The 21,196-nt window shown below is 70.6% G+C and carries 25 protein-coding genes; 15 read left to right on the forward strand and 10 right to left on the reverse strand.

Features of this window, described 5'->3' with window-relative positions; translation table 11 throughout:
- Positions 1-4: 4 nt before the first annotated feature.
- Genes FHS13_RS05430 through FHS13_RS05475 form a run of 10 tightly spaced genes read left to right on the forward strand, consistent with a single transcriptional unit; the run spans position 5 to position 8,541 of the window.
- The gene (locus FHS13_RS05430) at positions 5-670 is read left to right on the forward strand and encodes an SAF domain-containing protein (protein WP_184288462.1); all 666 of its coding nucleotides are present in this window, start codon (positions 5-7) and stop codon (positions 668-670) included.
- A complete protein-coding gene (locus FHS13_RS21675) occupies positions 670-1,407 on the forward strand; it encodes a hypothetical protein (RefSeq protein ID WP_184288465.1) in 738 nt (245 codons plus the stop codon). Before FHS13_RS05430 ends, FHS13_RS21675 begins: the two co-directional genes overlap by 1 nt.
- Positions 1,404-2,753: an ATPase, T2SS/T4P/T4SS family gene (locus tag FHS13_RS05440; RefSeq protein WP_184288468.1), complete on the forward strand. Its 1,350-nt coding sequence runs from the start codon at positions 1,404-1,406 to the stop codon at positions 2,751-2,753. Before FHS13_RS21675 ends, FHS13_RS05440 begins: the two co-directional genes overlap by 4 nt.
- Positions 2,741-3,613 (forward strand): type II secretion system F family protein, encoded by an 873-nt coding sequence (locus FHS13_RS05445; protein WP_184288471.1) that lies wholly within the window; start codon positions 2,741-2,743, stop codon positions 3,611-3,613. The genes FHS13_RS05440 and FHS13_RS05445 overlap by 13 nt, the downstream gene beginning before the upstream one ends.
- Positions 3,610-4,500 carry a type II secretion system F family protein gene (locus FHS13_RS05450; protein ID WP_221442410.1) on the forward strand — a complete coding sequence of 297 codons (891 nt, stop codon included), beginning with the start codon at positions 3,610-3,612 and terminating at the stop codon, positions 4,498-4,500. The genes FHS13_RS05445 and FHS13_RS05450 overlap by 4 nt, the downstream gene beginning before the upstream one ends.
- A gap of 28 nt (positions 4,501-4,528) precedes the next feature.
- Positions 4,529-4,741, forward strand: coding sequence for a hypothetical protein (locus FHS13_RS05455; RefSeq protein ID WP_184289231.1), 213 nt, complete (start codon positions 4,529-4,531; stop codon positions 4,739-4,741).
- A gap of 3 nt (positions 4,742-4,744) precedes the next feature.
- Entirely contained in the window at positions 4,745-5,107 is a 363-nt protein-coding gene (locus FHS13_RS05460; protein ID WP_343064914.1) for a TadE/TadG family type IV pilus assembly protein, read from the forward strand.
- Positions 5,104-5,514 (forward strand): TadE family protein, encoded by a 411-nt coding sequence (locus FHS13_RS05465; RefSeq protein ID WP_343064915.1) that lies wholly within the window; start codon positions 5,104-5,106, stop codon positions 5,512-5,514. The genes FHS13_RS05460 and FHS13_RS05465 overlap by 4 nt, the downstream gene beginning before the upstream one ends.
- A complete protein-coding gene (locus tag FHS13_RS05470; protein ID WP_184288474.1) occupies positions 5,511-5,915 on the forward strand; it encodes a pilus assembly protein TadG-related protein in 405 nt (134 codons plus the stop codon). The genes FHS13_RS05465 and FHS13_RS05470 overlap by 4 nt, the downstream gene beginning before the upstream one ends.
- A gap of 7 nt (positions 5,916-5,922) precedes the next feature.
- Positions 5,923-8,541, forward strand: a complete 2,619-nt coding sequence (locus tag FHS13_RS05475; RefSeq protein WP_184288477.1) for an OmpA family protein — start codon at positions 5,923-5,925, stop codon at positions 8,539-8,541.
- Positions 8,542-8,582: 41 nt separating this feature from the next.
- Here the strand turns inward: FHS13_RS05475 and FHS13_RS05480 are convergent, their stop codons facing one another.
- The 4 genes from FHS13_RS05480 to FHS13_RS05495 are packed head-to-tail and all read right to left on the reverse strand — an operon-like array spanning position 8,583 to position 12,427.
- Entirely contained in the window at positions 8,583-9,755 is a 1,173-nt protein-coding gene (locus tag FHS13_RS05480; protein ID WP_184288479.1) for an FAD-dependent monooxygenase, read from the reverse strand.
- Positions 9,756-9,781: 26 nt separating this feature from the next.
- Positions 9,782-10,513 (reverse strand): maleylpyruvate isomerase family mycothiol-dependent enzyme, encoded by a 732-nt coding sequence (locus FHS13_RS05485; RefSeq protein ID WP_184288482.1) that lies wholly within the window; start codon positions 10,511-10,513, stop codon positions 9,782-9,784.
- On the reverse strand, positions 10,506-11,336 hold the full coding sequence (locus FHS13_RS05490; protein ID WP_184288484.1) for a fumarylacetoacetate hydrolase family protein: 831 nt from the start codon (positions 11,334-11,336) through the stop codon (positions 10,506-10,508). The genes FHS13_RS05485 and FHS13_RS05490 overlap by 8 nt, the downstream gene beginning before the upstream one ends.
- Positions 11,333-12,427 (reverse strand): cupin domain-containing protein, encoded by a 1,095-nt coding sequence (locus FHS13_RS05495; RefSeq protein WP_246404577.1) that lies wholly within the window; start codon positions 12,425-12,427, stop codon positions 11,333-11,335. The genes FHS13_RS05490 and FHS13_RS05495 overlap by 4 nt, the downstream gene beginning before the upstream one ends.
- A 94-nt stretch (positions 12,428-12,521) precedes the next feature.
- Here FHS13_RS05495 and FHS13_RS05500 point away from each other — a divergent pair, with 94 nt between their 5' ends.
- Both FHS13_RS05500 and FHS13_RS05505 read left to right on the forward strand, forming a co-directional pair.
- Positions 12,522-13,280, forward strand: a complete 759-nt coding sequence (locus FHS13_RS05500) for an IclR family transcriptional regulator domain-containing protein (protein WP_221442411.1) — start codon at positions 12,522-12,524, stop codon at positions 13,278-13,280.
- Positions 13,281-13,371: 91 nt separating this feature from the next.
- Positions 13,372-14,040, forward strand: coding sequence for an alpha/beta fold hydrolase (locus tag FHS13_RS05505; protein WP_184288493.1), 669 nt, complete (start codon positions 13,372-13,374; stop codon positions 14,038-14,040).
- Between the two features lie 30 nt (positions 14,041-14,070).
- Here FHS13_RS05505 and FHS13_RS05510 read toward each other — a convergent pair whose 3' ends face one another.
- From FHS13_RS05510 to FHS13_RS05520, 3 genes are all read right to left on the reverse strand, one after another.
- Positions 14,071-14,739 carry a hypothetical protein gene (locus FHS13_RS05510; protein ID WP_184288496.1) on the reverse strand — a complete coding sequence of 223 codons (669 nt, stop codon included), beginning with the start codon at positions 14,737-14,739 and terminating at the stop codon, positions 14,071-14,073.
- 436 nt (positions 14,740-15,175) lie between these two features.
- Complete coding sequence (locus FHS13_RS21830) at positions 15,176-15,430, reverse strand: hypothetical protein (protein ID WP_343064916.1); 255 nt, start codon at positions 15,428-15,430, stop codon at positions 15,176-15,178.
- A 276-nt stretch (positions 15,431-15,706) separates the two neighbouring features.
- Positions 15,707-16,264, reverse strand: coding sequence for an ATP-binding protein (locus tag FHS13_RS05520; RefSeq protein WP_246404584.1), 558 nt, complete (start codon positions 16,262-16,264; stop codon positions 15,707-15,709).
- 217 nt (positions 16,265-16,481) lie between these two features.
- Between FHS13_RS05520 and FHS13_RS05525 the strand changes: the two genes are divergently transcribed.
- Together FHS13_RS05525 and FHS13_RS05530 are read left to right on the forward strand one after the other, a co-directional pair.
- Positions 16,482-17,342 (forward strand): helix-turn-helix domain-containing protein, encoded by an 861-nt coding sequence (locus tag FHS13_RS05525; protein WP_184288505.1) that lies wholly within the window; start codon positions 16,482-16,484, stop codon positions 17,340-17,342.
- Positions 17,336-17,578, forward strand: coding sequence for a DUF397 domain-containing protein (locus tag FHS13_RS05530; protein WP_184289178.1), 243 nt, complete (start codon positions 17,336-17,338; stop codon positions 17,576-17,578). Before FHS13_RS05525 ends, FHS13_RS05530 begins: the two co-directional genes overlap by 7 nt.
- A 795-nt stretch (positions 17,579-18,373) precedes the next feature.
- On the opposite strand, the gene FHS13_RS21835 is transcribed toward FHS13_RS05530, so the two are convergent.
- Positions 18,374-19,201 (reverse strand): Imm1 family immunity protein, encoded by an 828-nt coding sequence (locus FHS13_RS21835; protein WP_343064917.1) that lies wholly within the window; start codon positions 19,199-19,201, stop codon positions 18,374-18,376.
- On the opposite strand from FHS13_RS21835, the gene FHS13_RS05540 reads away from it, so the two are divergent.
- Entirely contained in the window at positions 19,158-19,730 is a 573-nt protein-coding gene (locus FHS13_RS05540; RefSeq protein WP_184288510.1) for a hypothetical protein, read from the forward strand. The genes FHS13_RS21835 and FHS13_RS05540 overlap by 44 nt on opposite strands.
- A 23-nt stretch (positions 19,731-19,753) precedes the next feature.
- Here FHS13_RS05540 and FHS13_RS05545 read toward each other — a convergent pair whose 3' ends face one another.
- Together FHS13_RS05545 and FHS13_RS05550 are read right to left on the reverse strand one after the other, a co-directional pair.
- Positions 19,754-20,422, reverse strand: a complete 669-nt coding sequence (locus FHS13_RS05545) for a GNAT family protein (protein ID WP_184288513.1) — start codon at positions 20,420-20,422, stop codon at positions 19,754-19,756.
- A 51-nt stretch (positions 20,423-20,473) separates the two neighbouring features.
- A complete protein-coding gene (locus FHS13_RS05550) occupies positions 20,474-21,109 on the reverse strand; it encodes a TetR/AcrR family transcriptional regulator (RefSeq protein WP_184288516.1) in 636 nt (211 codons plus the stop codon).
- Between the last annotated feature and the right edge of the window lie 87 nt (positions 21,110-21,196).

Genomic DNA, 21,196 nt, shown 5'->3' on the forward strand with positions numbered 1-21,196 from the left:
ACACGTGGTGGACACGAAGACGGCACCCGCGCCCCCCGCGCCCCCGAAGGCGCAGGGCACACCGCCCGTGCGGCTCCTGGGCAGCGGCCCCCGGCGCCGGCGCTGGCTGGTGCTGGCCCTGACCCTGACGGTCACCGGCGCCCTGGGAGGGGTCCTGGCCCTGGAGCAGCTCGACACCCGCCGCGGCGTCCTCGTCGCCGTCACCGACCTGCCCGCCGGGCACGTGGTGGCGGCCGACGACCTGAGGATCGAGAGGATCGGCGCCTTCGAAGGGGTCTCCCTCATCGGCGCCGAGCACCTGGAGGAGACGGTCGGACGCACCCTCACCGTCCCCGTCACCGAGGGCGGAATCCTGCCCGAGGCGGCCCTGGGCGCCGAGGCCGCCTTCCCCGAGAGTGACCGCGCCGTGGTCGGCGCCGCACTGCGCCCCGGCCGCTTCCCCGCCTCCCTGAGTGCGGGCGCCGCGGTGTCCGTGGTGGTCACCGCCGAGGAGACGGAGGGGGTGGAGGCCTACCGGGCGCTCGTGCAGAGCATCGACACCGCCTCCTCCACCGACGGCTCGGCCACGCTCGAACTCGTCGTGGCCTCCACCGACGCCGCCCGCATCGCCTCGGCCGCCGCGGCCGAACAGGTCAGCCTGGTCCAGGTCAACCCCCGCGGAGGTGCCTGATGCCCCGCACCGTGGCGCTCTTCTCCCTGGGCGGTGCCCCCGGCGCCACCACCGCCGCCCTGGCCCTGGCCGCGGTCTGGCCCGGCGAGGCGGTCCTGGTCGAGGCCGACGCCTCGGGCGGGGACGTCGCCACCTGGCAGCGCCTGCAACCCGCACCCGGGCTGACCGGCCTGGCCGCGGCCGCCCGCCACGACACCGCCTCCGGCACGGCCCCGGCCGACCACACCCAGGCCCTCCCCGGAGGACTGGCCGTGTGCCCGGCCCCCGTCACCGCCGAACGCGCCGGCGGAGCCGTGCGCCTGCTCTCCCAGAACCCCTCCGTGCTCCTTCCCGGGACCGGCCCCGCGACCGTCCTGGACCTGGGCCGCCTGGCCCCCGGCTCGCCGGCTGCCGCCCTGGCCGCCCGCGCCGACGCGGCCCTTCTGCTCGTCGCCGACGACGTCGCTCAGCTGCGCCGGGCCAAGGAGGCCTCCGCAACCCTCGCCGAGACCCTGCCGGGCCTGCGGACCGTCGTCACCGGAGGAAAGGGCGGCACCAAGGAGATCACCGAGGCGCTGGGCCCCGGCGTGTGGGGCCGCCTGCCCGCCGACCCGCGCGCCGCGGCGTTCCTGCGTGGTGAGGCCGACCTGCGCCGACCGCACCGGCGCCCCCTGTTCCGGGCCGCGTCCCGCCTCGCCGCGGACCTCGCCGCGACCGGGACCAGGACCGAGCCCCAGCTGACGGGAGCCCCGGCGTGAACAGCGAACCCTTCGACCTCACCGACAACCTCTTCCTGGACACCGACCGCGCCCGGACCCGGGCGGAACAGGTGGCTCGGACCGCCGCGGAGGCCACCCGCAGACTGAGCGAGGAGACCCGCGGCGGCCCCGAGGAGACCGCCGAGCAGTACCGGGCCCGCGCCGAGCGCGTCATCGCGCAGATCCTCGACGAGGCCGCGACCCGGGCGCTGTCCGAGGGGCGCGCGGTCCTCGACCCGGCCACCGAGGCCGCCGTCTCCTCGGGCGCCCTGGCCAGGGTGTGCGGCCTGGGCCCCCTCCAGCCGCTCCTGGACGACTCCGACATCGAGAACATCAACATCAACGGCGTGGACGTGTGGGTGCGCCGGGCCGACGGCACCCGCGAACAGCACGCCGCCCTCTTCGACGACCCCGACGACGTCGTCGCCCTGGTGCGGCGGCTGGCCGCCGAGTCCCCCTCGGGGGAGCGGCGCTTCGACCCGGGCGCCCCCATCCTCGACATGCAGCTGCCCGGCGGCGAACGCCTCAACGCGGTCATGGAGGTCTCCCGGCAGCCCGCCGTCTCCATCCGCCGCCACCGGCACAGCCGCACCAGCCTCGAACGCCTCCGCGACCTGGGCACCGTCGACCCCGCCCTGACCGCCCTGCTGCGGGCCGCCGTCCGCGCCCGCCGCAACATGGTCGTCACCGGGGGGACCGGAGCCGGCAAGACCACCCTCCTGCGGGCGCTGGCGGCCGAGATCCCGCCCGAGGAGCGGATCGTCACCATCGAGGACGTCTTCGAGCTCGGCCTGGACCGCGACCGCGCCGCCCACCCCGACTGCGTCGCCCTCCAGGCCCGCCCGGCCAACGTCGAGGGCGTCGGCGAGATCACCATCGCCGACCTCGTGCGCACCGCCCTGCGCATGTCGCCCGACCGCGTCATCGTCGGGGAGACCCGCGGCTCCGAGACCGTCCCGCTGCTCAACGCCATGAGCCAGGGCAACGACGGCAGCCTCACCACCCTGCACGCGGCCGACTCCGCGGGCGCCTTCACCAAACTGGGCGCCTACGCCGCCCAGTCCGCCGAACGCCTGCCCCTGGAGGCCACCGCGTCCCTGGTAGCCGCCGCCGTGCACCTGGTCGTGCACGTGTCCGCCCTGCCCACCGGCGGGCGGAAGGTCACCAGCGTGCGCGAGGTCGTGGGCTCCGAGGGCCAGAACGTGATCTCCAACGAGATCTACCGCAGCGGCCGCGACGGCGCGCTCCCGGCGGCGCCGCCCAGCCCCGACACCCTCGACGCCCTCGCCGAGGCCGGCTTCGACCCCGCCGTGCTGCACACCGACCCGGTGGGGTGGGCTCCGTGACCCCGCTGATCCTCGTCGCCGCCTTCGGTGCCCTCACCGGAGCCGGCCTGTGGCTGACCCTGGTGTCGCTGGCCGCCCTCGCCCGGCCCCGGCGGCCGCGGCGCGCCGCGGCCCTGCCCGGGCAGTGGCAGCTGCTGAAGCTCGCCGGATGCGCGGCCGCCGGCGGCGCGGTCTGGCTCCTCACCGGCTGGCCGGTGGCCGGGGCGCTCATCGCCGCCGGCTGCTGGTGGGGCCCCTCCCTGCTGGGCCCCGACCACCGCCACCGCGACCAGGTGGCCGGGGTGGAGGCCGTCGCGGCCTGGACGGAGATGCTGCGCGACCTCATGGCCGGCGCCTCCGGCCTGCACCAGGCCATCGCCGCCACCGTGCCCATCGCCCCCGAACCCGTCCGCGAACCCGTCACCCGCCTCGCCGAGCGGCTGCGCTCGGGCCGCCCCGTCCAGGACTCCCTGCGGGCCTTCGCCGACGAGGTCGACAACCCCACCGCCGACCTGGTGGCCTCCGCCCTCACCAGCGCCGCCACCCGGCACGCCACCGACCTCGGCGTCCTGCTGGGCACCCTCGCCGAGGCGGCCCGCGACCAGGCGGCGATGCTCGTGCGGGTGGCGGCGAGCCGCGCGCGCGTACGCACCTCCACGCGGATCATCGTCGCCGCGACCCTGGGCATGGCCGTGCTCATGCTGCTGTTCAGCCCCGACTACCTGGCCCCCTTCGACGGCCTCCTGGGACAGCTGGTGATGGCGGCCATCGGCGCGCTGTGGGCCACCGCCCTGGTCTGGCTGACCCGCATGTCCCGCTTCGACCTGGGACCGCGGGTGCTCGCCCCCGGGCCCTCCCCGACACCGGAGGCAGCGCGATGAGCCCCCTCCTGGCAGCAGCCGCCGCCGGAGCCGCGGCCGGACTGGGCCTGTGGCTGGTGCTGGCCGTGCGCTGGGCCCGGCCCACCCTCGCCGAACGCCTCGCCGACCCGCCGCCCCCGCGCCCCGCGCCCGTCGCCGGCGAGGACGCCGGAACCCTGGCCCGCCTCGGCACGCTCGGAATTCCGCTGCTGGCGGGCCTGGGCCTGCCCGGCCCCCGCACCCGCCGCAACCTGCGGGTGTGCGAGCGCGAAGCCGGCGGTTACCTCGCCGAGAAGTTCACCGGGCTCCTGCTCGGCCTGCTCCTGCCCCCGCTCCTGGGCGGACTGCTCGCCCTGTCCGGGGTCGCCCTCGGCACCGCCTACGGCACGGCCGCCTGGGTGCTCTTCGCCCTGGTCGCCTGGTTCGCCCCCGACCTGTCGCTGCGTGACGAGGCGGACAGGCGCCGCAAGCAGATGCGGCACACCCTGGCCGGGTTCGCCGACCTGGTCGTGGTGTCGCTGGCCGGCGGGGCGGGCGTCAACGGCGCCCTCTCCGACGCCGCCGCGGCCGGTGGCGGATGGGCCATGTCCCGCATCCGGGAGAGCCTGCGCGAGGCCGCCCTTCTGCGCCGCCCGCCCTGGACCGCGCTGCGCGAACTCGGCGAGCGCTTCGACACCCCCGAGTTCTCCGAGCTGTCGGCGAGCCTGCAACTGGCCGGCGCCGACGGTGCGCGCATCCGCGGCTCCCTGGCGGCCAAGGCCAAGACCCTGCGCACCCAGTTCCTGTCCGAGATCGACGCCGAGGCCCAGTCCGCCACCGAGCGGATGAGCCTGCCGGTCGTCCTGCTCTTCGCCGGCTTCCTCGTCCTCCTCGGCTACCCCGCCATGAGCCACATCCTGTTCGCCTGAAAACCCCCGAACCACCCCGGAGCTTTCCATGAGACGACTCATCGCCCTCGCCAACAACCGGCTGATCGCCCTCCAGGCCACCGCTGTCCACCTCCGCCACCGGCTGACCGGCAAGGACGACGACGGCTACTCCACCGAGACGGTCATCATCATCGCCGTGCTGGTCGTCCTGGCCGGCGCGGTGGCCGCCGCCGTCAAGACGCTCGTGGACGCCAAGATCGCCGAGATCGGCGGAGTCTGACCGGTGCGCCCTCCCCGCGAGGACCGGGGCAGCGCGGAGCTGGCCGTGGCCACGCCACTCCTGCTGCTCCTCGTCCTGTTCGTCATCCAGGCCGCCCTGTGGATGCACGGCGACCACGTCGCCGCCGACATCGCGCGCAGGACGGCCGAGCAGTCGCGCACCGCGGACGGCGGCACCTCCGCCTCCGAGGCGCTCGGCGGCTCGCTCCTGACCGACCTCGACGTCTCCGTCGAGCGCGGCGCGGAGGAGGTGCACGTCGTCGTGCGGGCACAGGTACCGAGCCTCCTGCCCGGGATCACCTGGCCCGTACGGCACGACTCCTCCGCCCCGGTGGAGCGGTTCGTCCCCGAGGAGGGAACCCCGTGACCGACAGGGACCGAGGCTCGGCGTCCGTGGAGCTCGCGGTACTCACCCCCGCCCTCCTGGCCTTCGCCCTGCTCATGGTGCTGGCCGGGCGGGTGGTGGACGCGAGCACCACCGCCGACGAGGCGGCCCACTCCGCCGCGCGCGCCGCCTCCCTCCAGCGCACCGTGCCCGCCGCGGAGGCGGCGGCGCGGAGCGTGGCCACCCAGACCCTGGCCGGCCACGGCCTGGGCTGCGGCAGCCACACCGTGACGCTGGACTCCGGCGGGCTGCTCCCCGGAGGAGCGGTGACCGCCGTGGTCCGCTGCCACGTCAGCCTGGCCGACCTGACCGGCCTCGGCGTCCCCGGGACCCACACGGTCACCGGCGAGTCGACGGTCGTCGTGGACACCTTCCGGGGGCAGCCGTGAGAGACGACCGAGGCCAGACCACGGCGTTCGTCGCCGTCCTGCTGTCGGCCTTCCTGCTGTGCCTGGGCCTGGTGTTCGACGGCGGGGGCATGCTCCGCAGCCGCAACGAGGCCGCGGTGCTCGCCCAGGAGGCGGCCCGGGCCGGCGCCCAGCAGATCGACTGGGCCGCCTACCGCGCGGGAGGCGACGCGGTGGGCCTCGACCCCGCCGCCGCGGCCTCGGCGGCGCAGTCCTTCCTGGCCGCCTCCGGCGCCACCGGAACGGTCTCGGTCAGCGGCGACACGGTGACCGTGACCTGCTCGGTGTCCTACTCCTACGTCCTGCTGCCGATGGGCTCGACCACCGTCGGCGCCACGGCCACGGCACGTCCCCACACCCAGCCCACCTCTAGCTCCCTGTGAGGCGGACATGTCCCATGTCGGAAAGCTGAGCGCGGCCCTGATCACCGCGGCGGTCCTGGCCGGTGTCCCCTACCTCCTGCTGTGGCACCTGCCCTGGCCCGAACTGCCGCAGTCGTGGGACGTGGCCGCGGCCCACCTGCGCGGCCTGCGGCTGCCGCCGGGGGTGCCGGCCGCCCTGCTGATCGTCGCCCTGTGGACCCTGTGGGGCCTGTACACCGCGGGCCTGGCCGTCGAGGTCGCCGCCCGCCTGCGCGGCGCGCCCCGCAGGCTGCGCCCCCTCGGCCCCCTCCAGGCCGTCGCGGCCGCCGCCGTCGGCACCGCGGCCCTCACCCCGGCCGGCGCGTTCGCCGACACGGTCGCCGACGGCCAGGAGGAGCAGGAGGAACGGGCCGGGGACGAGAACGGCGGGAACGGCGAGGAGGGCGTGCCGCCGGCCTTCGGCGAGGCGGCCCGGCCCACCGAACGCGTGCGCACCGTCGCGGGGTTCGCCGTCGGATCCGCCGAACTCACCGAGCAGATGCGCCAGGACCTCGCCCCGGTCGCGGAGATGATCGCCTCCTACGGAGACCCGGGGACCCCCGTCCGGATCACCGGGCACACCGACCCCAGCGGCAGCGCCACCGCCAACATGGACCTGTCCGAGCGCCGGGCGCAGGCGGTCGCCGACCACCTCGCCGACACCCTGGGCGAGGACGCCCCCGACTTCGAGGCGCGCGGCGCCGGATCGGGGGAACCCCGCGACGGAGGCGCCGCCGCCCAGCGCCGGGCCGAGGTGTCCTACACCGTCGTCCCGCAGCAACCGCCGCCGGCGGTGGTCCACACCCGGGAGGCCGCGGCGGTCGAGGAGATCGCCTCCGAGGCTCCGGCGGACGACGGCGACCGCCGGGTCGTCGTCCTGGAGATCCCCGACGGCACGGTCACCGGCGCACTGGCGTTCGCCGGCCTGGCCGGCGGCTACGTCCTCGGCAGACGCGGGGTCCGCGTGCCCCGGATCAGCCTGAGCCTGCCCCGCGTGCGGTCGCTCCCCAGGTCCCGGCCCCGGCGCCTGGCCCTGCCCGCCCCGCCGCCCCGCCCCGTCCCCGAGGACGAGATCGACGAGCGGGTCACCGTCGAACTGGACCACGTCCCCGGGCTCGGCGTCACCGGGGAAGGCGCCTTCGGCGCCGTCCGGCGCCTGGTCGCCAACGCGCTCGACCCCCTCGACGGCAGCGCCGTGCGCGTGCTGATCACCGAGGCCGACACGGTCCGCCTGCTGGGGGAGAAGACCCGCGACCTGCTGCGCGCCCACCCGTGCGAGCCCGTTCGCATGGTCGACACCATGGAGGAGGCACTGGAGGTCCTCCAGCGCGAACTCCACGGGGACACCGGGGAGCGCCCGCCGCTGGCCCTGGTCGCCTCCGCACCCGGACCCGAATACGAGACGGCGCTGTCGGGACTGCTGCTGCACGGCCAGCGCAACGGCATCACCGCGGTGATCCTGGGCCGCTGGCCCCTGGGCGGCAGCCTCGTCATCGAGGCGGACGGCCTCATCACCCAGACCAGCCCGCCGCTCAACCCCCTCTTCCACTGCTCCTGGCCCGGATCCACCGCCGACCAGGTCGTGTCGGCCGTCCGCGCCTACCACCACTCCTCACCCGCCGGCCCCGACCAGCCCCGCGCCTCCGCGCCCGCACCGGCCGCCGAACCCGAGAACCCCTGGAAGTTCCTGGACGAGCCCCTCGCCCCGGCGGGGACGACCGGGACCGAGGATCTCTGGAGCTTCCTGGACGCCGAGTCCCCCGCGCCCGACCCGGCCCCGAAACCCGCCGCGGCCTCCGGCCCCGTACCGGCACCCGCTCCCGTGGAGGCCTTCCGACCCACGGAAGACCCCGGGGTCATGAAGACCCCTGAGCCGACGGAGGAGAGCAGAGCCGGAGGCTTCGGGGAGACACGAGGAGCCGGGGATCCCGCACGGCCCGGTGGGACGGAGAAGACCCCGGACCCCACCGGAACCTCCGGAGCCGCGGAAGCCCCCGAACCCGTGGCGGACCCCCGGCCCGCAGGTACCCCGGAGACAGGGAAGATCCCCGAGGCCGCGCAGACCCCCAGGACGGCGGGGACCTCCGGATCCTCCGGGGCCCCCGGGAGCGAGGGCGGTGCCGAGGCGACCGGACAGCGTGGAGAGCCCGCGCAGGGCCCCGGAACCGCACAGGCTCCTGGGGAAGCGGAGACATCCGTGCTCCGGAGCCTTCAGGAGGCCCTGGCCCCCTCACCGCGGCGGAAACCCGGAAAGGCCGGGCCGCGCGGCGGACCCGCCGAGGCACCCGGGGACGGCGGCCGGAGCCCGGCACCCCCGGCGGCCGGCACCGCGCCGACCGGGCCCCGGCAGGAACCCCAACCGGCCAGGCCCCGGCAGGAACCCGAACCGGCCCGGCCGCGACCTCGGACCGTGCCCGCCGAACCCCGGATCGCCTCCCGCACGGAGCGTCTGGAGCGCCTGGAGCGGCTCGGCAGGGCGCAGCCCTCCGCCGGACAGGGCGCCGCCGCCGCGCCTGCCGCCGAGCCCGCCGCCGACCCCCAGCCCGCGCGCCCGCTGCCCCGCAAGCCCAAGAAGGCCGGCCGCGGCAGGAGCTGGCGCCCCAAGTAGGGCGCCCCGAGCAGAAGGCCGGGGCCCACCCCGCACGGGTGTCAGGGAGCGTACAGCCAGTCGGTGTACTTGTAGTCGGACCTGTCCCGGGTCCGGAACAGCTCGTTGCGCATCACGCGGGCGACCCCGTCCACGTGCCAGATGTCGCCCCACATGCGGGCGGTGGTCTGGACGCGGGCGGTCCGGGGGATCCGCCGTTCGGCGAAGGACGCCAGGGCCTTGGCCCACTCCTGCCCGGTGGAGAGCTCGGCCAAGGTGTGGGCGTCCTCCAGCGCCTGGCACGCACCCTGCGCCAGGTACTGCAGCATCGGGTGTGCGGCGTCGCCGGTCAGGACGGTGCGCCCCTTCACCCACTCCGAGGCCGGCTCCCGGTCGGCCATCGGCCACCAGCGGTCGCGCCACAGGTGCGCCAGGGCAGAGCGCACCGTGTCGCTGCAATCGCCGAAGGCCGCGTCCAGCTCGTCGGGGCCGCCCCACTCGGACTCGCCCCGGTCGAAGGCGGGGCTGCGGAAGACCGCCACCAGGTTCAGCATGTCGCCCTGGCGCAGCGCGTAGCGCACGAAGTGGCAGCCCGGACCGACCCAGGCCACGACGTCGTCGGGCACCGGGTCGCCCTCGGCCAACGGCACCGTGCCCCGGTAGGCCACGTAGCCGGAGCCCACCGGCTCGTCGTCCACGATCTGCCCCCGCAGGGTGGAGCGCAGCCCGTCGGCGGCCACGACCACGTCGCTCTCCAGGACGGTGCCGTCGGCCAGCTGCGTGTAGGCGGTGTCCTCGGTGTTCTCCACACCGGTCACCGTCCGCCCCGTCTCCAGCAGCACGCCGGCCTCGCGGCAGGCCTCCAGCAGGATCGAGTGCAGGTCGCTGCGGTGCAACACGACGTACGGAGCCCCGTAGCGCTCCTGGAACTCCTGCCCCAGGTCCAGCTCGGTGAGCACCTCGTCGGTGAGGGCGTCGCGGAAGACCAGGCGCCTGGGCTCCACACCGGCCGCGCGCACCTTGTCGAGCAGACCCCACTCCCGCAGGATCCGGGTGGCGTTCGGGCCGAGCTGCAACCCGGCACCGACCTCGCCGAAACTGTCGGCGCGCTCCAGGAGGCGGACGCTCCTGCCCTCCCGGGTGAGGGCGAGGGCGGTGCCCAGCCCTCCGATGCCGCCTCCGACGACGACGACCTCGTGCGAACTCCCGGGATCGGTGCGGTGGACCTCGGACATGGGGGCTCCTTTCGGACCGTGGCTGCTCACAGCCACCTCGGCAGGGAGGGGAGGGAGGTCCCCTCCCCGCCGGCGGGGGCGGGAGGGGCGGAACGGCCGGTCAGCCATCCGGTGAGGCCGGCGGCGTCGCCGCGGACGACCACCGGCTCCTGCCCGGCCCCGGGCACCGGGCGGCCGGGCCACCCTGCGGGCCGGTCGGCGGGGGCCAGCGCGATGTCGGCGCCCTCGCCCCGGCGCTCCCACATCGACAGCACGTCCAGGGCGAGCGCGTCCACCACGGCGGCGGGCACGTCGGAGAAGTCCGCACCGAGGTCCACGGCGTGGACCCACACCTCGCGGCACCGCATCCAGACGATCTCGGTGGCGGGGACGGTGCGCCCCTGTGCCGTGGCGACCTTTGCCTCCCACCGGTCGGCGGGCAGCGCTGCCAGGTCGGCGCGCAGCCGCTCGGCGGATTCGGCGACCAGCGCCCGCAGCTCCCCGGCGGGGAGGGCGGCGCCCTGTTCGATCTCGGCGGCCCGTGCCTCACCGCTGGAGTACATGGGCGTCTTCTCGCCGGTGCGCGCCCAGTGCGCCAGTCGGCTCAGCGCGCGGGCGTTGTACCCCACGTGCGCGGCCACATGGCGCAGGCTCCACCCGGGAAGGCCCGACGGTCCCGACAGGTCGTCGTCGGACAGGTCCGCGAGGGCCCGCAGGAGGAGGGCCGTGCCCTCCTCCATCCAGGCGATCCGCTCGTCGAGGGCCGTGACCTCAGCCATCGATCTGCTCCCGGCGGGCGGTGTTGACCAGTTCGCCGATGCCCTCGACGCGGGTCACGACCTCGGAGCCGTCGGCGAGGTAGCGCGGAGGCTTGCGGGCGTGGCCGACACCGCCGGTCGTGCCGGTGGCGATGACGTCACCCGGCCGGAGGGTCGCGATCGAGGAGACGTACCGCACCAGCTCGACCGGGCCGAAGACCAGGTCGGCGGTGTTGGAGCTCTGCACGGTGTCGCCGTCGACGACGCACTCGATGTCCAGTCCGCCCTCGCCCAGCTCGTCGAGGGTCACCAGGTCCGGGCCCATGGGGGTGGTGGCCTCGAAGGTCTTGCCCTGGAGCCACTGCACGGACCGGTACTGCCAGTCCCGGGCGGTCACGTCGTTGAGGACGGTGTACCCGGCGATGGCCGCGCGCGCCTGCTCCTCGTCGGCGTGGCGCACCGGAGCCCCGATGACGACCGCCAGCTCGGCCTCCCAGTCCATGGCCTCCGACGAGGCGGGCAGGACGATGTCGTCGGTGGGACCGATCAGGGCCTCGGCGAACTTGCCGAACAGGGTCGGGTACTCGGGCAGGTCGCGGCCCATCTCGGTGATGTGCGTACGGTAGTTGAGGCCGACGCACACGATCTTGCCCGGCCGCGGCACGACCGGCGCCCGGTCCAGGCCGGCCAGGTCGTGGCGGGGGCCGTCGGAGGCCGCCACGGTGCGCCAGTCGGGCATCGCCAGCAGCGCGCCGACGTCGGCCGCGGGCAGCTCGACCGCGGCATCGGCCTCGATCCGGGCGGCGGCGGTGGTGCCGTTCAGGCGCAGGGTCGCCAGTCTCACTCTGACTCCTTCTCGACGGACACGCGGTCCTGGTGCAGGGATTCGAAGACGGGGGTGTCGCTGAACCGGAACAGGTCCAGCCGGCTCTCGGCGCCCAGGCTCATGGGCACCCAGGAGGGCACCACGAACAGGTCGCCGCGGTCGACGGTGAACTCCTTGCCGCCGAGGCGGACCACGCCGCTGCCCTCGAAGACCTGGTAGACGGAGGAGCCGACCTCGCGCCGGGTCGCGGTGGCGGTACCCGGGCGCAGGCGGTGGAACTCGGCGCGGATCGTGGGCATCACGTCGCCGCCGGTGGTGGGGTTGGTGTAGCGCACGGCGGCGTGTCCGGGCTCGACGACACCGGGATGGCCCTCGTCCTCCAGCGCCAGCTGCTCGGTCAGGGCCCGGTCGGTGTACTCCCACCGGTAGGCGGCGATGGGCGAGTTGTGGCGGGCGCGCAGGTCGGAGACCGGACGCAGGCCCGGGTGCGCCCACAGGCGCTCCGAGCGGGAGGTCTCGGGGGTGCTGTGGTCGCTGACCTGGTCGGGACCGAACTCGAAGAACGCGCTGTCGGTGGCGTGCACGAACGGGATGTCGAGGCCGTCGATCCAGGCCATCGGCTTGTCGGTCGTGTTGTGGTGGCCGTGGAAGTGCCAGCCCGGGGTGAGCAGGAAGTCGCCGCGGCGCATGGCCACCGGGTCCCCGTCGACGACGGTCCACACGCCCTCGCCCTCGACCACGAAGCGGAAGGCGTTCTGGGAGTGGCGGTGCTCGGGGGCGACCTCGCGCGGGCCCAGGTACTGGATGGCGGCCCACAGGGTCGGGCTGACGTAGGGGCGCCCGGCCAGGCCCGGGTTGGCCAGGGCGATGGCCCGGCGCTCACCGCCCCGGCCCACGGGGACGAGGTCGCCGGCGCGCTCGGCCAGCGGCAGCAGGGTCTTCCAGCGCCACAGGTGCGGGTCGGCGTCGGACCGGGGGTGGGGCGGCATCAGGTCGCCGATCTCGGTCCACAGGGGGACGAGGTTCTCGGAGTCGAAGTCGGAGTAGAGGCGCTCGAGCGCGGCCTCCTCCTCAGGGGTGGGCTCCGGAGCGGCGGGGCCGGTGTTCATGGATGTGCTCCTCGGACTGTGTGCCGGCATACGCCGGGACGGGATGCACAGCACACTAGGAGCGGTGTTCTGGAGACTGCAATACAATTCTTCTGTGAAGAACAAGCCTGCCTATGCGCTGGAGTCCGTCGACAACGCGCTCCTGCTGCTGCACATGCTCCGCGACCAGGGCCAGGTCCGGGTGAGCGAGGCCGCGCGCGAACTCGGCCTGGCACGTTCGACCGTCCACCGGCTCCTGGCGATGCTCGTCTACCGGGACTTCGCCGTGCACGGAGAGGACCGCGTCTACCGGCCCGGACCCTCCCTGTCCTTCGCCTACGCCGGCGGAAGCTCCACCGGCGAACTGCGCCGCCTGCTCACCCCGCACATGGAGGAGCTGTGCGAGCGCACCGGCGAGACCGTCAACCTGCTGGTCCGCACCGGCACCCGGGTCCGCTTCCTGGCCAGCGCCGAATCCTCCCAGCTGCTCAAGGTCGGCGACCGGCGCGGCACGCTCCTGCCGGCCTGGCGGGCCTCGGGGGGCAAGGCCCTGCTGGCCGAGCTGGACGACGACCGGCTGGAGGAGCTCCTGCGGACCGACGGGCCCGTGCTGGAGGACGCCGAGTGGGCGCACGTGCGGCGCGACATCGCCTCGGTGCGCGCCCGCGGCCACGCGCTCAACATCGACGGGACCGAGGAAGGCGTCTCGGCGCTCGGCGCCTGCGTGCGCAACGGCGCCGGCGATGCCCTGTGCGCGCTGACCGTCGCCGTTCCCAGCGCCCGCTTCTCCGCCGAACGCCGCGAAGAGCTCCTGCGCGCGCTGAAGGAGTCCATCGCCCGGGCCGAGCACGACGTCGAGGGCTTCACCCTCTGACGGCGCGGCGGCCCCGACCCGTGCTCCACCGGATGCGCGGCGGAGAAACCATCACGCACAATCATGGCTCCCCTACGGAAAGGAGCCACCGGTGCGAGCCCTCCTCACCCTCGCCGCAGCGGCGCTGACGACGCTCTCCGCGGTCCTGGTGCCCGCGACCGCCCACGCCGAGACGCGCAACCCCGTCCTCTTCGTGCACGGCTACAGCGGGAGCGCGGACAACTGGGACCCGATGATCTCCGACTTCACCGACGACGGATGGGACCGCGACGAGCTGTACGCCATCAGCTACGACTACGACGCGTCCAACACGGAGACCGCCGAGGCGATCGCCCGGGAGGTCGACCGGATCCTGGCCGAGACCGGCAGCGAGAAGATCGACATGGTCACCCACTCCATGGGCGGGCTGTCCTCCCGCTGGTACCTCAAGTTCCTCGGCGGACACGAGAAGGTCGACAACTGGATCTCGCTCGCCGGACCCAACCAGGGCTCCACCGTGGAACTCCCGTGCGTGGGGACCTCGCCGTCGTGCCAGGAGGTGGTGGTGGGATCCGACTTCCTGGCCGCGCTCAACTCCGGCGACCCCACCCCGGGCGATGTCGCCTACACGACCTTCCGCTCCTACTGCGACTTCATCATCCGCCCCGTCTCCAGCGTCACCCTCCCGGGCGCCGACAACAACCTGGCCGGCTGCGTGGGGCACATCTCGTTCCTGCGGGACTCCGGCGTGTCCGAGGACGTGCGCGACACCCTGTCCTGAGCAAGGAAGCCGCGCCCCCGGCGGCCGCCGTCAGCCGGCTCTCGGAGGCGCGGCCTTCCGCTCCGGTTCCAGGAAGAAGGCACCCAGCACCGCGGCCAGCGCCGCGACGACCACCACCGAGTAGGCGGCCAGCAGCACCCCGACGCAGCGCGCGTAGGCGTCGTCCGGCGTGAGGGGCTCGCCGGCGATCGTCGCCAGGGCCGCCTGGTAGAGCGCCGTGCCGTAGCTGTCGTAGGAGCCGAGGAGGTAGAGCACCTGGCTGGAGGCCAGGACGACGATCACCGTCACCGCGCCCAGCCATGTCACCCGCCCCGACAGCAGCTGCCCGGCCGAGCGCGAGCCGCGCACCGCGGCCGAGACCACACCGCCGACCCGCGCGGTGTGCAGCAGGACCAGTGCCCGGGCGAAGCGCAGGAAGGGCAGCACCAGGAACAGCAGCTGCCACCAGTTGTGCAGCCAGAACACCTTCTGGTCGCGCGCCACGTAGGCGCGCAGGGCGAACTCGCCGGCGAACACCGCCCACAGGCCCCAGCCCAGCCAGGTGAAGACCGCGGTCAGCCCCGGGTCGGTGGCCAGCGCCTGGCCGAGGACGACCAGGACGAAGACCAGGCCGAGCACCCCCATCGGCCGGTCCAGCCGCTGGGCCAGCTGCTCGGCCCTCCACGGGTTCCGCCGCTGTGAAGAGGCTGAGGTGTCCATGCCCGGCCACTACCCCGCGGCAGGCTCCCGCACCGCGGTGGCCTGCACGGACGAGCCGACCGGAAGCGGGGGGTGTGCCTGCCGCTGGGGCGGTCCTCGGCCTGGGCACATGTGCCTTGAAGGTGGAGGTCGGTGCCCAGGGCCTTGGGGCCGACGTGGCCCATCCCCGCGTGCGCGAGGAGCAGTTTCGGTTCCTGGCCAAGCTCCAGCTCAACGAGGGTCCATCCCCGCGTGCGCGGGGAGCAGTCTTGCTGACCTGCGACTTTACCCCGCCAGGATGCCTGATTTTGCAAGTTTGCGAAAAACAGACACCGCCAGCCAAAAGGAATAAAGCACGGCAAGCCCCATAGAATTACCCGCCGATCCAGCCGCTGACCAGCCTAAAAGGTTCCACGCCCCCAGAATCTACTCCCCGCCGCAGGCTGCTTTTCTCTTGTCAGGCGGCGGCCACCACCCCGGCACCGCCTGCCACCTGCCTCTGAAAACCACCCCGAACAACAGATCCCTGGATGCGCGGCCACAGCGCCAACAGGAGGGCATCGATGTCACGGCCCTCCACCAGGCCGGTGGAGGTGATGGCCCAGAAAGACTGGGTGGCCTCACCGTAGTAGACGATCAAGTGCCGGTACTGGCGCTGAAGCGCGGCGGCCTGGGCGTGCTCACGGGCGTACTCGGCGCGGTGCCCGCCCAAGCGAGGCAGCTGCTGGGCGCGCCGGCGCCGACAGGAGGGGTGGCCGCACACCGGGCAGACGGGCCCAGGGAGGGGTCGGCGCCAGGGCAGCTGCGTAGGCTCGGGCCGGGGGTCGACAGCCGGGCGCGGAGCGGGGATAGGATTCTGCATCAGATCCTGACTTTCTACATGTCGCAGTGTGGTTTTTGGGATCTGGGGCCCGGAAGAGCGTTGCAGCGCTCTCCTGGGCCCGCTTCATGCCGTCGGCATGTGCCGAGAGGTGCCGGGGCGGTGGTTTCAGTGGTCAGTGAGGGTGTTCCAGCGGCTGTCGGTCAGGTCGTAGGCCAGGTGGAACCAGACGCTGCGGTACTGGGCGTTGCCGTTGTCGCCCCAGGCGGAGGCCAGGGCGTCCACCAGAGCCAGCCCCCGCCCGGACTCAGCGCCCAGGTCCAGACCGTCGGGGCTGGGGGCCAGGTGGGCATCGCGCTCACACAGTCCGCCCAGGTCACGGCAGGTCAGACGCAGACCTTCGCGGTTGCGCTCGACCTTCAGGACGTAGCTGCCGCCCGGCCGCCCTGAGAGGGAGTGCCGCAGGGCGTTCGTGGCCAGCTCCGAGCCCAGCAGGGTGAACAGGTAGCGGTAGTCGCTGCTCTGGTCGGCGGCGCAGGTGTCCAGGAACGCGCGCACCAGCGGCATGACCGCGGGGGTGCCGGCGAACTCGTAGTGGCGCATCCGGTAACCGGGCCGCTCGGGACGCCCGGAGAAGTAGTGGCGGTGCGCGGAGCGGATGAAGCACGAGAGCGGGACGGTGGCCTGGCCCAGCTCGGGCATCGGGGCACGGGTGGTCGAAGGCATGGCGGATGCACTCCTTGGCATGCATGAACAGGGGTTGAGCAGGCCCGTTGAAGGAGTCTCACGGTTGCCGTGATGCGCGAAACGGGCAAGGCGTAGCCTGACCAGCAGAGACTCTCGGTGATGCGCCGATCACTGGCTACACGTCAATCATCATCTAGAGATTCTCTGAGGTCAAGTAGTTCAGAGAATCTCCAAAGAGGTTTGGTAGGTTGGCCGCATGAGGCACACCTTCAGTCCGACTGTCAGGCGACGGCGCCTGGCGCGCATACTGCGTGATCTTCGGGAGGAGTCCGGTGACACACTGGACATAGCAGCCAAAAAGTCAGGTATCCCGCGTGCCACCTTGGGCAAGATGGAGACAGCTACTCTCAAGCGCATCCGGACTGCACACATTGATGCTTTGGCGGAGCTCTATGGGGTTGACCGATCAGCTTGGGAGGGTATGCACCAGCTCGCCAAGGATGCTTCCGAGTCGGGATGGTGGTCTAAGTACAAAGATGTCTTCAATGCGACCGGATTGCCGTCTTTTGAGGTTGAAGCTTCTTTCATACGAGTTTATGAGGCGCAGGTAGTTCCTGGCCTTCTTCAGATTCCTGCCTACACGAGAGCAGTGTTCTTGGGGGCAAATGCCTACTCCGAGGAGAGAATACAACGCCATATTAAGGCTCGCATGGAGCGTCAGAAAATTCTGGGAGTCCTGCACCCGCCGGAGTACGCAGCAATCATCGATGAGAGCGCTCTGCGGCGGCATGCCGGTGGAGCTACAGTCATGCAGGAGCAGTTCCAGCACCTCATCGAAATGGCTACAAGGCCGAACATCGCCATCCAGGTTCTCCCCTTCTCGGCAGGGATGCATGCTGCTAATCTCGGGAGTTTCCAGATCATGGAGTTTCCTGAGCCCAGGGACCCCACTATCGGTTACGCCGAGACTCCTACCTCCACTCTCTACGTGGAAAGCTCGGAAGATATACGGCGTTACGATGCTATGTGGCGTGAAGCAAGCAGTGCTGCGCTCACAGTTTCTCAGACCATAGATTTCCTCCAGGACCTACTCGAATCAATAGAGGATCGATCGTGAACAACTTTGTGTTCCGGAAGAGTAGTTACAGCGGCGCTGGTGAGAACTGCGTTGAGGTAGCCCACATCCCCGCCAGCTTCCGTAAGAGCAGCCACAGCGGTGCAAGTGAGAACTGCGTTGAGGTCGCCGACCTGCCCTGTGGTGCCGCCATCCGCGACTCCAAGCACCCCGATGCCGGGCACCTCCCCTTCCCGGCCGGCGAGTGGGCCGGCTTTCTCCACGCCGCCCTCAGGTAACCCTGCACGCGATCAGAGCCCGGCCGTGACCCTTGCATGGCCGGGTTCTGCTGTCAGCGCGCTCCGAAGCCACAGAGACGGACAGCCACAGGGACAGCTGCCTTCGTGGACAGCCTCACACGCGAGAACCCCGAGGCCCGTCCGCCCAACCATGTCTCGGCTGCACGCCACGACGGCGACAGGGCCACCCCTGTGGCCTTTGCCCCTTGGGCAGCGAGCGCGGCGACGGCGTTGCCCCTGCCGAACCCTCAGCTCCAGCGCGGAGGCCGACTCCCCAGCAGCTCCGGGTGGGAACAGACACGGGAGCGGTGTGGACCAGGAGCGATTGCAGACGTAGGCACGGCCGAAGGTTTCCGGTCAATCCCACCAGCTACCTTTCTTCCGGTGATCTTGTACCTGCGGTCACTTTGGTTGGTTGTCGGGACACCAACAAGGTGGGGCGAAGTTGACTCCAGGTACAAGATCACGAGGGAATAGTGTGTAGCTGGGAGAGGGATGGTGATTTTGTTGGTCGGGCCTAGGTTTCAGGTCTGCCTGCTGGTTGGTCCGGTTCGGCGACTTTCTTGCCTCGGCTGGAATTCAGTGCTTCCCTCTGGTCGGCGTCTTTTCTTCTCGTGATCTTGTATCTGGAGTCAACTTCACCCTGTCTTGCTGCCGTTTCGTAGTCGGACAAAGTGACCGTAGGTACAAGATCACGAGAAGAAAAGCCACTGAGATCACCTCAATAGCACCGCGAGAAAATACTTCAGGAATCATGGCAAAACAGGTTTGCAGGCAGAGTGTTTTTGGCAAAAATTACCAGAAATCGATCACCTGCCATTGAATGCAAGATGGCCTTTCTCCTCCAGAGAACACAAATTCTTTGACGGCTTGGCGAACGAGATCGATTGATATTTCTGAATTATCTGGGAACTCTGTTGGCTCCCCCTGGGCGTAGTAGACGACATTGGATCTACCTTCAGCGGATCCCCGAGGTGCAAAATTTCCATCAGCATCCATGAAAGAAACAATGCCCACCCGGGAATCCACGTTAACACCCACAAGCAGTTCGTGATCAGGATACCCGGAAGAAGGTATCAGATCTCGGTCCAAGGAGTGGACTTGAGCCAAGTTTTCAATCACGCGAAAATTTTCATATGAAGTTATTGGGTTCTCGAGCATCGAATCAATTAGTGCATCGACGTCCTTGGGGGAATAAATGAGATCCGGCCTGTCTCCATTTTTCCGCCGATGCCGAACTTCAGCGCGAGGCTTCACAATCAACGTCCTCCATAGGTCTGATTTCTCCATGCCCCATTGCCGTCTTGCCAACGCAGAGTGCTGGGGATCGCGCGTTCGCCGGGACTTCGGAGCTTGGTGTGTTCGGAGTTGGCGTCCTTCTTCCACTGCGGCTTGCCCGGGCCCTTCAACGGGCAGAACACCACGTCCGAGGCCCTTGGCCCAGGCCGAGCAGGCCCGCGGCTCTGATACGCTCGGCGATCTTCCACACCCGGGCGGCCCGGGTGTGGTGTACCAGCAATGAAAAAGTCTCCATCGATTGTTCGGGATCATGGTGCTTGGAAGAGATGGAGTCGGGAACATGGTAGCGAAAGTAGATCTTCTCCTGGAGACCTTTAAAAACATCAATGGTGCGCGAGCTGGTGCAGGCGTCTTTTTCAACAAAGATGATTGGGTTGGTAGACTGCCGTCAGATTTCCTTGATCTAGCCTCCAAAATGGGATCTGGTCTTGTCGCTGATGGAAGATTCTTGATTTTAGATGTTGAGGGGATTTTTGATCATCGCGAATACCATCAAATGACCTTGGGGCGTATTTATGGGAGAAAATTAATTCATTTTAAAAATGGCCGTCGGGTTTATCGGCCGGGTGATCTCCAAGACGTTGATTCGGTGAGCTTTTCTAACCTCACGTACTGGGGTGGTGACGATAATGGTGCAATGCTGTTCTGGGATGCTGTCGGCTCTCCGGGGGAATGGTCGATTGTGGCTACGGACTTCGGGGCCAGGTGGATCCGCTATCGCATGCATTCTCTAGATTATCTTTATGGACTCTTCTCCAGGAATATTGAATGTCCGATTTTTACTCAAGATTCGTGGCCGAAGTTTGATGGGGTAAAAATCGAACCGGCCAGTCGTTACGAGAAAAATCCTTGACCTGTGATATGCCTGGCGGCGGATCATCTGCCGGGCTCGTCAGGGATTTCCCTGGCAAAGATCGAGCCCGTGTACAGGAAGACGCCGAGGTCCTTGGTGGTGCCGTTCAGCCGGATCTTCATGTCCTCTGACGCGGCACGGGTCATCCCCCTGCTTTCGTAGAAGCCATAGGTGCAGAGCGAGTCCGTGTACAGGTAGAAGTCTTTCCTGCCGAGGTCGCGCAGGTGCTGGACGTAGTCCTGGTACAGGGCCTTTCCGACGCCGGTTCCCCGGGTGGACGCGTCGACCGCGAAGAGCGTGAGCTCATCCGTAAGAGGCGCAGATGTGCTGCGGCGCAGCCTCCGGTAGACGCCGTCGAACGCGAAGTACTGCGTCAGCGAGGGCAGGTCGGAGAGGCCGGTGACGGCGATCTTCGCCATGTGGACCCAGGTCAGCAATCTGTTCCGAGCCGAGTGGGGGACCCGTGCGCAACCCGGGACCCGACCCATGATCACCCCGACCGCCCGACCGTCCTTGACGGCGACCCGTGTGTAGGTGCTGGCCAGAAGCCGTTCGCGGAGGTAGACCTCCAGGGCGCTGTTGAGCAGGTGTTCCTTTGTCATGTAGAGGTGGATGTGGAACGCTTCGTCGATCATCGACTTGACGTCTTCGGCGTCGCGCTCCTGGTACGGGCGGTGGACGATGTCGGTCATGGCCGTCCTCGGCTCTCGGAGGGATGCGGTTCGATCTGCCGCCGGTAGAGGTCACACCGGGCGGGCAGCCTTTCTTCGGGTGAGGCCGGCGACGAGTTCCGCGAACTGCGTAAGGCTCGCCCGGGCGACCGCGCTGTCACGGTGGGCGAGCCACGACCACGCGACCCCGTTGAGGGTGGTGACCACGAGCTCGGCAAGCGTGTGCTCCTCACACAGGTATGTCAGGCCGGCCTCGTCACCCAGGCGTGTGATGTACCCGGTGGCCCTGTCGAGGGACGCTCTGTACTCCTGCCCGGGCAGTTCCTGGAGTTCGGGGTCGCGCAGCACGAAGCTCCCCAGGTCGAAGAGGACCAGCTGCGCCTCGGGGTCGGCCTCGACCTGGGACCAGTACGCGAGCAGCAGCTTCCGGATGTTCTCCTGCGGGTCCGCCTCCGGGGAGAGCTCCGGCCAGACGGCATCCAGGTCGATCTCGATGTCACTGGCGAGCAGGGCCGCGTAGAGCTCTCTCTTGGACCGGAAGCAGTAGTGGAAGGCCCCGTGGGGCATGCCCGCCTCCGCGCAGATGGCACGGGTGGTCGCCGCCGCGATCCCCTCGCGTTTCATCACGCGCAGCGATGCCGCGAGAAGCTGTCGGCGGCGCTCGTCCGCACGGATCTGCTTGCGAGGTGCCTTCTTCCGGTCGCTCATGCGTCCAGGTTAGCGAATGGCCGAGTGCCTTGGTCAAGTGGCCAAGGCGCCTGGCCAATTTCTGTTCCACGTGGGCAGGCAAGGGTG

Origin of the sequence: Nocardiopsis algeriensis, from assembly GCF_014203695.1 — a bacterium.
In the GTDB taxonomy this organism is placed as follows: domain Bacteria; phylum Actinomycetota; class Actinomycetes; order Streptosporangiales; family Streptosporangiaceae; genus Nocardiopsis; species Nocardiopsis algeriensis.

Coding starts and splice junctions, on each gene's coding strand:
- FHS13_RS21675 (WP_184288465.1), top strand. CDS start 670: ATGCCCCGCACCGTGGCGCTCTTCTCCCTGGGCGGTGCCCCCGGCGCC.
- FHS13_RS05450 (WP_221442410.1), top strand. CDS start 3,610: ATGAGCCCCCTCCTGGCAGCAGCCGCCGCCGGAGCCGCGGCCGGACTG.
- FHS13_RS05455 (WP_184289231.1), top strand. CDS start 4,529: ATGAGACGACTCATCGCCCTCGCCAACAACCGGCTGATCGCCCTCCAG.
- FHS13_RS05475 (WP_184288477.1), top strand. CDS start 5,923: ATGTCCCATGTCGGAAAGCTGAGCGCGGCCCTGATCACCGCGGCGGTC.
- FHS13_RS05480 (WP_184288479.1), bottom strand. CDS start 9,755: ATGTCCGAGGTCCACCGCACCGATCCCGGGAGTTCGCACGAGGTCGTC.
- FHS13_RS05485 (WP_184288482.1), bottom strand. CDS start 10,513: ATGGCTGAGGTCACGGCCCTCGACGAGCGGATCGCCTGGATGGAGGAG.
- FHS13_RS05495 (WP_246404577.1), bottom strand. CDS start 12,427: ATGAACACCGGCCCCGCCGCTCCGGAGCCCACCCCTGAGGAGGAGGCC.
- FHS13_RS05510 (WP_184288496.1), bottom strand. CDS start 14,739: ATGGACACCTCAGCCTCTTCACAGCGGCGGAACCCGTGGAGGGCCGAG.
- FHS13_RS05520 (WP_246404584.1), bottom strand. CDS start 16,264: ATGCCTTCGACCACCCGTGCCCCGATGCCCGAGCTGGGCCAGGCCACC.
- FHS13_RS05525 (WP_184288505.1), top strand. CDS start 16,482: ATGAGGCACACCTTCAGTCCGACTGTCAGGCGACGGCGCCTGGCGCGC.
- FHS13_RS05540 (WP_184288510.1), top strand. CDS start 19,158: ATGGTAGCGAAAGTAGATCTTCTCCTGGAGACCTTTAAAAACATCAAT.
- FHS13_RS21835 (WP_343064917.1), bottom strand. CDS start 19,201: ATGTTTTTAAAGGTCTCCAGGAGAAGATCTACTTTCGCTACCATGTTC.
- FHS13_RS05545 (WP_184288513.1), bottom strand. CDS start 20,422: ATGACCGACATCGTCCACCGCCCGTACCAGGAGCGCGACGCCGAAGAC.
- FHS13_RS05550 (WP_184288516.1), bottom strand. CDS start 21,109: ATGAGCGACCGGAAGAAGGCACCTCGCAAGCAGATCCGTGCGGACGAG.